This window comes from Marisediminitalea alba (genome assembly GCF_002993365.1).
GTDB lineage: Bacteria > Pseudomonadota > Gammaproteobacteria > Enterobacterales > Alteromonadaceae > Alteromonas > Alteromonas alba.
The window spans coordinates 1-12,811 of the sequence record NZ_PVNP01000103.1; the positions used below are offsets into that span (position 1 = coordinate 1).

13 protein-coding genes and 1 pseudogene are annotated in these 12,811 nt (G+C 47.7%); 3 read left to right on the plus strand and 11 right to left on the minus strand.

Annotated features, from left to right (window positions below; translation table 11 throughout):
- Positions 1–208, plus strand: a 208-nt coding sequence (locus tag C6Y40_RS10605) for a transposase (protein WP_170308458.1), incomplete at its 5' end; no start/stop codon positions are given.
- Positions 209–244: 36 nt separating this feature from the next.
- Here C6Y40_RS10605 and C6Y40_RS10610 read toward each other — a convergent pair.
- The 11 genes from C6Y40_RS10610 to coaBC all read right to left on the minus strand — a co-directional run bounded on the left by C6Y40_RS10610 (position 245) and on the right by coaBC (position 11,532).
- Entirely contained in the window at positions 245–1,042 is a 798-nt protein-coding gene (locus C6Y40_RS10610) for a substrate-binding periplasmic protein (protein WP_105934564.1), read from the minus strand.
- A 174-nt stretch (positions 1,043–1,216) separates the two neighbouring features.
- The gene (locus C6Y40_RS10615; protein WP_105934565.1) at positions 1,217–1,762 is read right to left on the minus strand and encodes an acyloxyacyl hydrolase; all 546 of its coding nucleotides are present in this window, start codon (positions 1,760–1,762) and stop codon (positions 1,217–1,219) included.
- Positions 1,763–1,898: 136 nt separating this feature from the next.
- Positions 1,899–2,693, minus strand: a complete 795-nt coding sequence (locus tag C6Y40_RS10620; protein WP_105934566.1) for a type 2 periplasmic-binding domain-containing protein — start codon at positions 2,691–2,693, stop codon at positions 1,899–1,901.
- A 112-nt stretch (positions 2,694–2,805) separates the two neighbouring features.
- Positions 2,806–5,868 (minus strand): error-prone DNA polymerase, encoded by a 3,063-nt coding sequence (locus C6Y40_RS10625; RefSeq protein ID WP_105934567.1) that lies wholly within the window; start codon positions 5,866–5,868, stop codon positions 2,806–2,808.
- Positions 5,868–7,271: a Y-family DNA polymerase gene (locus C6Y40_RS10630; RefSeq protein WP_105934568.1), complete on the minus strand. Its 1,404-nt coding sequence runs from the start codon at positions 7,269–7,271 to the stop codon at positions 5,868–5,870. Before C6Y40_RS10630 ends, C6Y40_RS10625 begins: the two co-directional genes overlap by 1 nt.
- A 4-nt stretch (positions 7,272–7,275) precedes the next feature.
- A complete protein-coding gene (locus C6Y40_RS10635; RefSeq protein WP_105934569.1) occupies positions 7,276–7,974 on the minus strand; it encodes a hypothetical protein in 699 nt (232 codons plus the stop codon).
- A 77-nt stretch (positions 7,975–8,051) separates the two neighbouring features.
- The gene (locus tag C6Y40_RS10640) at positions 8,052–8,543 is read right to left on the minus strand and encodes a hypothetical protein (RefSeq protein ID WP_105934570.1); all 492 of its coding nucleotides are present in this window, start codon (positions 8,541–8,543) and stop codon (positions 8,052–8,054) included.
- A 37-nt stretch (positions 8,544–8,580) separates the two neighbouring features.
- A complete protein-coding gene (locus C6Y40_RS10645; RefSeq protein WP_105934571.1) occupies positions 8,581–8,907 on the minus strand; it encodes a DUF1820 family protein in 327 nt (108 codons plus the stop codon).
- A 93-nt stretch (positions 8,908–9,000) separates the two neighbouring features.
- A complete protein-coding gene (locus C6Y40_RS10650) occupies positions 9,001–9,570 on the minus strand; it encodes a TetR/AcrR family transcriptional regulator (protein WP_105934572.1) in 570 nt (189 codons plus the stop codon).
- A 94-nt stretch (positions 9,571–9,664) separates the two neighbouring features.
- Positions 9,665–10,255, minus strand: a complete 591-nt coding sequence (gene slmA / locus C6Y40_RS10655) for a nucleoid occlusion factor SlmA (RefSeq protein ID WP_105934573.1) — start codon at positions 10,253–10,255, stop codon at positions 9,665–9,667.
- Between the two features lie 59 nt (positions 10,256–10,314).
- A complete protein-coding gene (gene coaBC / locus C6Y40_RS10660; protein ID WP_105934574.1) occupies positions 10,315–11,532 on the minus strand; it encodes a bifunctional phosphopantothenoylcysteine decarboxylase/phosphopantothenate--cysteine ligase CoaBC in 1,218 nt (405 codons plus the stop codon).
- Between the two features lie 153 nt (positions 11,533–11,685).
- Between coaBC and radC the strand changes: the two genes are divergently transcribed.
- Together radC and C6Y40_RS10670 are read left to right on the plus strand one after the other, a co-directional pair.
- Positions 11,686–12,360 carry a RadC family protein gene (gene radC, locus C6Y40_RS10665; protein WP_105934575.1) on the plus strand — a complete coding sequence of 225 codons (675 nt, stop codon included), beginning with the start codon at positions 11,686–11,688 and terminating at the stop codon, positions 12,358–12,360.
- Between the two features lie 156 nt (positions 12,361–12,516).
- A pseudogene (locus tag C6Y40_RS10670) lies at positions 12,517–12,811 on the plus strand (IS4 family transposase); the annotation flags it as partial.

Below are 12,811 nucleotides of genomic sequence, written 5' to 3' on the forward strand. Positions count from 1 at the left end.
TCTCGTAAAACTCCCAGCCTATTCTCCGGAGCTGAACCCGATGGAACAGGTATGGCAATGGCTACGGCAGCGTTGCTTATCAAACCGGGTATTTCGAGGTTACGAAGAAATAGTAGAACAGGTCTCTCGTGCCTGGAATACATTCATTGCGGATGTTGAGCGAGTCAAAAATCTCTGTTGGAGAGAGTGGACAAATTTGGTCAATTAATTAATGCAATTGGTATAATAAACACCAACAAAAAAACTACTGTAGGCCTGCCGGAATAGACTCAAGCCGGTAACGGGCGTTACCGATGTTATACCGGGCTTTAAGCATGGCGACCAAGCCTGGGTTGCTGGCTATAAATTCATTAAGCTCTAATAATAGCTGTGGGTTTTTGACCGTTGATAAACAGAATTCGACTACAGTAACCGGCAGGTCAGGATCGAGTTTAAAATCGTCCACATCATCAAGTTTCTGCATCAGATACTGAGCAACATAATAATCCATGTCAAAGGCGTCAGCTCTGTCCCACTGCGCCATATAGATAGCAGACTTATTGTCTGCCACCGAAATAAGCTTGGTTTGCCCGCTATCGATACGGTCCTGCCAGTACAAAGGGGAAAAACCCAATACGATAGACACTTTTCTGATAGATGAAATACCCTGTCCAAAGCGTTCTGGTTTTACAAAGGTACCTACCAGACTTTCTGTTAAAGGGGCGCTAAAGTGCTTGGTAGCGTTATCATTTACAGGATTCGTCCAGGTTGGATGATCAGGGTAAACAAAGTCCACGTTACCTTTCTCAAGCTCAATCTGCAGTCGCAGTACAGGCATGCTTACATATTCAAATTTAATACCCTGGTCAGCTGCAAAGGCTTCAAGCAAAGCCCAGGCGTAACCTCTGTCTTTTACCGCCGAAAATTCATAATGTGGGTAATAGGCGATATTTTGTGATGCTACTACATAAGTTTCAGCGCAGGCAGAGCTAAATGACAGTGCTGAGGAAAGGAGCAAAGAAAAGGAACCTGCATATTTGCGGAAAAAAGAATGCTTCATCATTACTAAATACCATGAGTAATAGATTAACTATAGTACATAGACAAACACAGGTACCAGAGACATTTGCAATTAAGGCGTATGAGCCGTGAAACAATCAGATTCCACTTTGTTGTGCCGGCTGTATATGGTTGCAATACTCTGCCGGCAGGCAACAGCATAGCGTCGGCAAATCTATTAAAAATGAGCGATATAGGCGAGGTTAAGAAAATCCAGACCGGGATTATCATTATTCAGTCCACCATTTGAATAATGAATAAACCTCACAGCAACTTGCTGAGTGAGCTTTTCACTTTGATCCAGGTCGATAATAAGGCCAAGCTTATCCTCAAACTGATAATGCGAACCGATATCCTTACCGGCAAAGTGCTGATCGCTAACCACACTTAATCCGATCCCGGCTTCCAGATAGACCGGATACTCGTCGCTGATTGTTCCAAGGCGCTTAATAATTACCGGAGTCAGTGCCACGGTAAAGTTGGTATCCGTTTCACTATTACCATTTTGCGAGTAACGCCAAAAGTTAACACTACCTTCCAGGTAGACGTCTACATCGCCCAGCCAGGTAGTATCAATATCCAAAGTTGTTGGTCGCCAGGCGACCCTAACGCCCTGGATATCATCGAAGCCGTTAAGGTAACCAACAGAAACAGCCTGATTGTTAGCAAAAGAAAAGCTGGAAAAAGAAAACAGAAAAATACAAAGAAAATAAGGTTTAAGCATGATATTCACTCCTTTGAAATCAACAAAGCAAATAGTTAGCCAATTGTAACTCATTGATATTTCAGGTTTATTAAGGGAGAGGAAAAGGGAATGATGTTAAGATTTTATCTGCTAAGGAAAAAATTACACATCAAAATCAGTAGTATTGGTCACTCAAGTTATTAAGAATAATCTCCGGTGATTTAATTTGGTACTGCTGATGAAGTCGTTTAATTAATGCCTGGTGTGAAACAAGGAAGGTGTTAAATTCTGCCAGCAACTCGGTATGGTTGATTGTTGCTAACATAAAAGCCACACCATCGTGAGGTAACTTTGGGTCCAGTGTAAACTTGCCAAGAGTGGGTTGTTGAGAAGCGATATGCTGGGTGACATGGTATTCGAGATTGGCTGCATCGGCCTTGTTCTTAGCGATCAGTTCCAACGCATTGAGGGTATCGTTAACCCGGATCAGATGAGTAAGCTGTTTATCCACTCTTTCCTGCCAGTTAACCGGTGTAAAGCCCAACGGCATTGCCAGTCGGCGAATTTCGTTAATTCCGGCACCCACTTTCTCGGGGCGTAGAATCGTCCCTCCCAGCGCCTTTGTTACTGGCCGACTAAAGGTTTTCAGGGTATTACTGATAATCGGGTTATACCACTTGGGGTTATCCGGGTAGATAAAATCTACACTTCCTTTAGCCAGCTCTTTTTGGAGTCGCAGAACTGGCATAGAAATATAAACAAACTCATGCTTGGTAGTAGCTCTAAACGCTTCGAAAATCGCCCAGGCAAGGCCCTTATCATTATCTGAGGTGAAATCGTAATGAGGATAATAATGAAAATTCTGCGTACCGATAACCACTGTGTCGGCGCGGCTATAGCTTCCTGCGACGATAAAAAATACTATTGCCAGGCGGCTTACAATAGAAGCGATACCCTTAAAGCTGTTCATAACAAAGTTTACTTCCAAACATCAATAACACTAGATTACGGTAAAGTTTGTGTGTTTTATATACGTTTTCGTCGATACATACGTATTTTCTTATGTGAATTGCAAACTATCACTAATGAAAGTCCCTGGAATGCATCAGTAACTTCTCAAATTTGTCACTGTGATCGATAAGTTTACCGGCAATAATATGGGTTACGCCTTCTTCTGATCGTTCTAGTATTCCCCTGACTTCAAGGATCTTACTGCTGATGAAGGCCTTTTTCTGTAACCTTGCGGTACTCTGCCAAACCACCACATTCAGATTACCGGTATAATCCTCAAGCGTCATAAAAGTTACGCCGCCCGCGGTGCCTGGCGCTTGTCGGCCCACTACGCAGCCTACTACTCGTATGGGAGACTTATGGGCTCTGTTTAGGACCTCATTGGCCAGTGTCAGGTGGGGAAGGGGATGTTGCTCTAAGAGTAGCTTTACCGGATGCTGCGACAAAGAAAGATTAAGCGACGCGTAATCTTCAATCAGGTCTTCAACCGCCGTTGGCGCCAACATCTGTGACGTGCTTTCACTCTGGTCTTTTAATAAAGGCAGTGTCAACTGCGAGTCCATCAGCTGCCAGCGGGTATTAAAGCGGTCTTTAGCCAGCGTTTTTAAAGCGTTTGCACTGGCCAGTGCAGACAGTTCACTTCGACTAAGGCCAAGGGATTTAATCTCAGTCAGGCTGGCAAAACCTTTATCCGGGCGTTGTGATATCAGTGTATTCATGGCTTTGTCTGATAAGCCGTTCACTTGTCTCAGGCCGAGTCTGAAGTGGTGGTTATCAATAACAGTATGATCAATACTGCTTTCATTAATATCAACCGGCAACGCATAAACCTGATGTCGGGCAGCATCCTGAATAAGTTGCGCCGGTGAGTAAAAGCCCATTGGCCAGCTGTTAAGCAAACCAACATAAAACTCCACCGGGTAATAATACTTAAGCCAGGCTGAGGCATAAGCCAGTACGGCAAAAGAAGCAGAGTGAGACTCCGGAAAACCGTATTCGCCAAAGCCACAAATTTGTTCAAACAGCTGCTCGGCAAATTGCGGCTTATAGCCTCTCTGTGTCATGCCGTCGATCAATTTGCTTCTGAACTGGCGTAGCTTACCGTTTTTCTTCCAGCTAGCCATGGCTCTTCTGAGCTGATCGGCTTCGCCGCCGGTGAAACCTGCCGCAACCATGGCTAACTGAATCACCTGCTCCTGAAAAATAGGCACACCCATCGTTCGGCTCAGTACCGACTTTACTTCATCAGAAGGGTAGCTGACCGGCGCCTTACCGTGTCTTCTTAGTAAATAAGGATGCACCATGTCACCCTGGATCGGACCGGGCCTGACAATCGCTATCTGGACTACCAGATCATAGTAAGAAACGGGTTTTAATCGAGGCAGCATGGTCATCTGCGCACGCGATTCAATCTGAAAAACTCCCACGGTATCTGCCTTGCAAATAGCCTTAAATACCTGCTTATCACTGCCATGAGCAGAGATAAAGGGAATAGATAAATCCTGTTGGTAACGCTCTTTGATCAATGAAAAGGCTTTACGTATTGCGGTGAGCATACCCAACGCCAAGACATCCACTTTTAGCAGCCCCAAAGACTCCAGATCGTCCTTATCCCACTGGATCACACTGCGTTCTGCCATGGCAGCATTTTCAACCGGCACCAGCTCGTATAGCGGGCCAGCAGAAATCACAAAGCCACCTACATGCTGAGATAAATGCCGCGGAAAGCCAATGAGATCCTCCGTTAAGCTAATTAACAGCTTAACGGTACGGCCATCCTGATCGATGCCCAGCTCCTGCAACTGGCTTTGCCAGCCAAGGGTTCGATCGCGAAGGTTAAATTGTTTCAACCAGTAACCCAGGAGCGATTCAGGCAACCCTAATGCCTTGCCGACTTCCCGAAACGCACTTTTAAAGCGGAAAGTCGTTACACTTGCCGCCAGTGCAGTCCGCTCCCGACCATACTTGGCATAAATATACTGGATAACCTCTTCGCGGCGTTCATGCTCAAAGTCCACATCAATATCAGGCGGCTCGTTACGCTCCTTGGAAATAAAGCGTTCAAACAACACATTTATCTGGCGCGGATCCACGGCGGTTATTTCAAGGCAATAACAAACAATGGAGTTCGCTGCAGAGCCCCGGCCCTGATACAGAATGCCGCGGCTTTTGGCAAATTGCACAATGTCGTAAATGGTCAGGAAAAAGTATTCAAATTGCTCTGAATGGATCAGCGCCAGCTCTTTTTCGATGGTCTCTCTGATAGGTTGAGGCACACCTTGTTTAAATCGTTTTTTAATCCCTGCTTCAACGCAGTGGCGAAGATAGCTGGTTGCTGTATAGCCGTTGGGCACCAACTCGCTGGGGTACTGATATTTAAGTTCATCCAGACTAAACTGACAAAGGCTGGCAATACTCACACTTTCGCTTAACCACGCCTTAGGATACAGGCGGGTAAGTTTGGTCAGTGTTTTGAGGCTGCGTTCCTGGTTGGGTAAGCCATCACGGCCTAAATCGGCCACCGTACTGCGTGTGCGGATGGCGTGCAGAACATGTTGGGTTTGCTGACGGTCGGGGTGATGAAACAGTGCCTGGTTGGTGGCCACCAGAGGGAAACAATACTTTTCACTCAGCGACATTGCCGCAGCGAAGTGAGCGTTATCATTGCCGTTTAATAAACGCGATACGCCAATCCAGCAGCGCTCACTGAAAAACTTAGCGAAAAACTCTGCCCATTGCCTGTCGTTATTGTTATACGCCGGTAACCAGATAGCCAGGCACGACTTTACCGATTTTAGATCCCATTCTGATAAGGCGTAATGGCCTTTTTCACTGCGCCGCCGTGCATTGGTAATAACACGGCAGAGCTCGGCATAAGCGGTTTTGTCGGGGCACAGTAAACACACTTTCAAATCCGGCTCCAGCCGAAACAAACTGCCAACAAGCAGCTTAATGGGTAAGCCATTTGCCTTGATTTCTGCGTGGGCTCTTACAACCCCGGCTACCGAACATTCATCGCTAATGGTAATGGCTTCATAGCCCAGAAAGGCGGCAGTATTAACCAGCTCTTCGGGATGAGAGGCCCCTTCTAAAAATGAGAAGTTACTCTGGCAAACCAGTTCAGCAAACATCATCAGCCAAAGTACCCGTGTACATACCAGTGCTGTTGATCATCCCGATATACCCACAAGCGCTGACCGTTGCCGGTTACGGCTAGAAAATAGTCCCGCTTTACCGGGTGATCATCCCACCAGCCAGTATAAACCCGCTCCGGCCCGTAAAGAATTTGAGTCTGTTCGGTTAGCGGTTGAGGCTGAACCATCAGCCAGGCCGGTTGCTGGCCGTTAGTTTCTGAACTGGCCGATGAATTAAGAAGTGGGCAAGTCTGTTGTAAAGCATAATCCTGGCGGTGCTCATTGATCTGTTGAACTGTTTTCACGCTATCGTTGCCGAGCCTGGCCAGCAGTTTACCCAACAGCATGTTTTCAGCGAGCCTTGAGTAGGTGCTTTGCAGTAACGACAGGTTTTCCGGATCAAACTCAACCAGTTGATCACAGGTTAGGGTTAGCGATGTTACCGGAGAGTCGAGCTTAAGTTGCTCAAGCTTAAGGTCGACCAGCAATTGCCATTCACTTAAATGGTGATGAGCGGTACCGGCGTTAACCACAAATACCAGGTTATCGTGCTCCTGTTGCTGAAGTTCAAATTGCAGGGTGTCGGTGGCCAGGTTGCGCTTTTGCAGATATTCACAATTATTGGCCAGCACAACAGCAATATAACGGCTCAATCTCGGTGCAGACTCCACCGCATAGGGAAGCTCCAGGTACTGGCTGAAAACCTTTCGTGGATGAAATAAGCTGTAAGGCGGCTGTTTTACGCCTTTGATAGCCAACAGGTAAGTGATGATGTGGTTACTAAAACGTTTACCAATTTCCTCCAGTGGTAACGCAATGAGTTGCCCCAGCGTGCGAATACCAATTCGGTTTAACTGTTCGATTTCTCTGGCGGGGAGTTCAGTGGCCTGCAACGCACAGTTTTTAAGATCATAATTGGCCAGTTCAGGTTCCGACTCTACCCGGTTAACGCGACTGCGAGCCAGCACCCGGGCAATTTCGATCGTGGTGCCAGAGCCAAAATGAAAGTGCACTCGCTGGGCGGTTAACGTTCGCTCACATAGCGCCATAAAATTATCCAGCCCCTGATAATAACGCACCAGCGGACTCAGATTAATGGCAATACCATTGCTGGCAACACAGACAATATCGGAGGCAATTGCATAAAGGGTAGTAGCCAGTTGCTCTAGCTGGCTGCTTTCGCTATTGGCGGAATATTCAATAATCCAGGTTTGCGCATGCATAGCGGTTACTTCTGCTAAGCCCATACCCGGTTTAATGCCAACAGTGATGGCCGCTGCTGATAACTGACAAACCGTATTGTCGGTTCCGTCAATCACTACCGTTGGCGCGGTTTGCTCAGGATGAAGCTGCTCAAATTGATCGAGCTGCAACCGTGGAAAATGCAGATAGAGCCAGTGCATCAGATTAACTGACTTCGTGTATAGCCGTTGCAGCGCTGTTACTGTACTGCCTGAACGCGTTAACAATGGCACTGTTAGAGGCCGGAAGGGGGTGTTCAATGGCAATATGCTGTTGCGGCCAGGCACCGCTTACCCGGTGTAAATGAACAAACCATTGCCGCGAATTGAACATCAGCTCCATATCAATGTTCACCGGCAACGCACCCGGACTCCTGTGACCGGGATGAACCAGTACCACCAGGCAGTCGTATTGCCTCGCCAGTACCTGCAGGCGTCGGGCAGCCTTCGGTTCTATCTGAGCCAGGTACATCACTACACAACAACAGGCCTGGCTACGGATTGCCTGTTCGCAGGCCCACAGGGCATCCGCTTCGTTAGTGGTGTTGACTACCCAGGATTGTTGTTGATATGGCGTTTGCGACATCCAGTTTGGGTTTAAGTGCATCCGGTTAGGCAACCAGATAATGCGCTTTTGCGTAGCGGCTTTTTGCAACAGCACGTTATTCAGCAGTTGAAGTTCACCTTGCCCGGCAAGCGCTCTGATACTCATTGCGCCAGCGGCTGGCACACCGCCGGCGCAGGCTTTATCCAGATTAGCCTGGCCGAACGGCAGCCGTGCTTCTTCGCCATCGGCAGTGTGACGATGGTCCCGGCCCCGAAAAACCAGGGGATGTTTAATAAGCGAACTGATAGATGCTGACATAATAAAATACTGTTTATTTATACAGTATTTTAGTCAAAAAAAAACGCCTCTGCAAGAGGCGCGTGGGATTTGTTTAATTATTCTGCTTTACTGTTTTCGGTTTTGGTAGGCGGAAAGCTAAGGCCGCGGCAGGCGATAATAAAACCATCGAGGGTGTTTTTACTCCAGGCCATGCGGATATCACTGGGCTGAACCTTAATCACTTCACGAAGTTGCTCCAGGGTCACTTCCCCATCCTGTAAAGCGGCATTAAGGGCTTCTTCAACCGACATGCCTTTTTCCATGCAATACACTGCCACGGCGCTGATTTTTTCAAACATCGGTTGCAGTGTTTCATAGTGCTTAGCGTTCACTAAACCCCGTTTGTGTGAGGCGTCGAGACGTTCAGCCAGAAAGCTCTGTATTTGTTGCGAGAGCACCACCATACTGCCGTTAGCATCGCTAATACGTCTTGACGTGGCTTTCAGGCTGTTCTGGCAAAGCTGCAGTTGCTTTTGTAAGTTCTGAACTTTCAGACCAAAAAAAATCAACAACAGAATCAGCGCAGCAAAGCTTGCAAATATCAGCATGTCAGAATAATCCTTGTGTCAGTACAGGCCCGCAGGGTTAATCTTTCTTTGGGGTATAAATAGGACCGGGGAACGCCGTTACCTTATCCGATAACTCGGTGATTTTGGCACTACCTTGTTTTTTTACCTGGTCGATTCTAAGCACATTATGCATAGGAATAAAAGTGCTGGTGACATCGGCAAACTCGGTTTTGAGTTTTTCATGGGAGGGATCCACCACAATGTGGCTGTGGTTATCCCAGACAAAATCGCCAATTTCTACAAACCCGAATAATCCGCCCTGGGAGACTTCTCGCACATATAGCTCATAATGTTCACCATTACTCACAAACTGTACCCGGTAGAGCATTTTATTGTCGGCCATTTATGTTCTCTTTATTACTGCTGAAAAGGTATATCAAGTGCGAAGATTATAAGGGGAGAAGGGTAGCCTCTCCAAGAGGAGAAAGCACAATTGTTACTGCGAAATGGGCTGTAGCAGAGCGCGGGTAGCGATATGTAACTCTTCTTCGCTTTCCGCCAGAATACTGTTGATAGCAAATCCCTGCACGAAACTGGTGAGCTGTAAGGCTACCGCCTCAACGTTGATATGGGGTTGCACGGTTTGTTGGCGCTGCGCCTGTTCCAGGCAGCCGATAAACGCCAACTGCAGTTTGTCGAGGTAGTGGCGGCCCAAAGAGCGGATATGATCATCTTCGCTGCCTAACTCCGTTACCATGTTAATCAGCAGGCAGCCGCGGCCATAAATATGTTCAATGTAAGCAGCAAAGAAGCGTTCAATAGACGCCAGGCCCTGATGATCCTCAAGGTGCGCAAGAATGGGCGATAGCTTGTGGGTATCGTAATACTCGAGGGCGGCGTAAAGAAACTTTAGTTTGCTGCCAAACTCAAGATAAAACCCCCGGCGATTAAACTCAGTACGGGCGATAATTTCATCCATTACGGCGCCGTTGTAACTGTGTTCAATAAAGATATCTTCCGCTTCGCAGAGAATATCATCCAGGTTGTAAAGCGAGGTGCGAGGCATAATAAAGTCAGTGGTTTAATCTAAGTTAACTGTAGTTTGCCTCGCATGGAATGCAAATAAACGGTTGGTCTCAGTCTGCAATCGTCAGCGTCTGTTAGATGAAAAAGGACTGCTTAAAGCAGGCCCAGTGTTCATTGAAATGCTCGGTAGGTTTACGCTGAAAACCACTGCGGATAAACTGGTTGATCCGGCCATCTGTAAAACAGATAAGCGTGTTAGCAATCAGTCCTTCATCGGCGGCAAGCTCTTTGCCTTCGCGCAAACGGCGCTCCCGTAACACTTGCTTCAACTGAGTCTCCAGACGTTCGAACAGTTTGGCAATGCGAAGACGCAATCGTTCCTGCTCGCCCATCAGCGCATCACCGTTCAAAATGCGGGTAATGCCGGGATTCTTTTCGGCAAAGCCAAGAATGAGGTGCAGGATGAGCTGACAACGGGCTGCCGTGTCTTTCTCTTCATTGATAATTTTATTGATGCGCGAAAACAGGGTTTCCTCAATAAACTCAATTAAGCCTTCAAACATCCGGGCTTTGCTGGGAAAGTGACGATACAGCGCGGCTTCCGATACGCCTACTTTTTCAGCAAGCTTCGCCGTGGTTATACGCTGACCGGGGCTGGTTTCCAGCATTCCGGCGAGCGCCTGTAGAATTTGCGCTCTACGGTTAGTTCGTTTTGCAGCAGGCATAATAAAAGTGCTTCCTCCACCATATTATTGAGTGACAACAGTTTCCACTTTATTGTGAATTATAATGACAGTGTGTCGTTTTTTTCTTGATATCGTTCAATGACTACGTTCAACAGCGCCAGTGCGAGCTCAGTTTTAGGCTGGGCGGGTAAATCACAGTGCCCCTCCGGCCAGAACACCTGTAACGCATTGGCGTCACTGTTAAACCCTAATCCGGCAACCGTAATATCATTCGCCGCAATCATATCGAGTTTCTTATCGGCCAGTTTCCGTTTTGCATAAGCTTCAACATCCTGGCTCTCTGCAGCAAAACCAACGCAAAATGGTGGCTTAGGCAAACCTGCTACTGTTTTTAGGATATCAGGGTTTTTTACAAAAGTAAGTGTTAACTCATCGGCATTTTTTTTGATTTTATTGTCCGCTACATTTTCTGCCCGGTAATCGGCGACGGCAGCGGTTGCGATAAAAATATCCTGACTGTTTACCTTGGCCATAACAGTTTCGAGCATCTGTCCGGCGCTTTCTACATTTATTCGCGTTACCCCAGCTGGCGTGGGCAAAGCAACCGGGCCGGCTATCAGGGTTACCTCGGCACCAAGGCTTCGGGCCTGTTCTGCAATGGCAAAACCCATCTTGCCCGAGCTGTGATTAGACAAAAAACGCACCGGGTCGAGGCTTTCCCGGGTGGGGCCAGCGGTGATCAACAGGCGTTTACCCCGCAATGGCTGCGGCTTATTGAGTATTGAGCTTAAACATTCAACGATTTTTTCTGGTTCCAGCATCCGGCCTGGGCCGATATCGCCACAGGCCTGGGCGCCGTCAGCAGGGCCGAGAATGTGCGTTTCATAGCTCCGTAATAATCGCAGGTTGTGTTGAGTTGGTTTAGCTTTCCACATTTGTTGGTTCATGGCCGGGGCAATACACACCGTTGCCGAAGTTGCCAGATATACCGTGGTCAGTAAGTCGTCGGCAATGCCGTGAGCAAGTTTAGCCATGGTGTTGGCAGTGGCTGGCGCTATCAGCAGAATATCGGCCCATTTAGCCAGCTCAATATGGCCCATGGCGGCTTCTGCGCTGGGGTCCAGTAAATCCGTGCTAACCGGAAAACCCGACACGGCCTGCAGCGACAGTTCGCTGACAAAATGCCCGCCGGACTGGTTGAGGATCACGCGAACCTGCGCACCCTGAGCGACCAATTTACGCACTAAATCAGGGGTTTTATAGGCCGCTATGCCGCCGCTAATCCCCAGTACTATTTTTTTACCTTGTAACGTCATGTGTCTATGTCCGACCAGCTAAACAGTCAAAGATTAGCATGCACGGCACCTGGTGTGTAGCGAAAACCCGGCTCAGGTGCAGTAGTTGGTCGGCAACTTTTCACTTAGTCTGTTGAGGTTATCAACGTTACATTACCGAGAGATGTTATGACGCTGACACTTCATCACTGGCCGCTACAGGAGCGGCCCCGCGAGAGACTGCTAAAATATGGGCCTCAGCAATTATCTGATACCGAACTGCTGGCGATTATTCTGCGTAGCGGCACCCGGGGTCTTACCGTACTGGAGTTGGCGGGAACGTTACTGGCCCATTTTAGTAGTTTACGCGGAGTTATCTCCGCCTCCAGTCACGAACTCTGTGCGCTGCCTGGCATTGGTAAAGCCCGCTATTGCGAGCTCCAGGCGGCCATGGAAATCTGCCGCCGCCAACTGGCTGAGCCATTATATAAACGCTCGGTATTTCATTGCGCCGAAGATGCTAAATTTTACCTGCGGGCTGAGCTGCGCGACTTAAAACAGGAAGTGTTTGGCGTATTAATGCTCGATAGCCAGCATCAGTTAATTATGTTCAGAAAGCTGTTTTCCGGTACTATAAATGCCGCTGCTGTTTACCCCCGGGAAATCGTCAGGCAGGTGATTGCCGACCACGCGGCAGCGATTATTCTGGTGCATAATCATCCCTCGGGCAATCCCACGCCCAGCGAAGCAGATATCCGCTTAACCCGGGATATAAAACATGCCATGGCGCTGGTGGATGTTGAGGTGCTCGACCATTTTATTGTGGCCGATAATCAGGTGTGTTCTCTGGCCCAGCAGGGCTTAATGTGATCATCTGAGTTACCGAAGGGGTATAAAGGTTTGAAAATTTATACTTTAGTTCTGAGCTATCCCCACGAATAGTAAAATAAAGTCAAAGAGTTAGGGAACATTCATGGCATTTGGTGATCAGATCTTTCGCCAAAAAAAACCAACACAGAAAACACCATGAATGCACGCTCTATATTGAACAATCTTGTCTCTTTTGTCAGCCATAAAATGCATAAAACCCGCAAACAGGCCGTTGTCGCCTGTGTGCGAAGCTTGATTGAGAGCGGTTCGGCCACTGTGACCAGTATGGGGCGCGGTATCCGTTCCAATGCCTATGAGAAACACCGTATTAAGCGGGCTGACCGGCTGTTATCTAATGGTCACCTCCAGCGTGAAGTACCGTTTATCTATGCAATGATTTGCCGGTTATTTTGTACCTGTAAACATCCTGTCATTGCCGTTGACTGGTCAG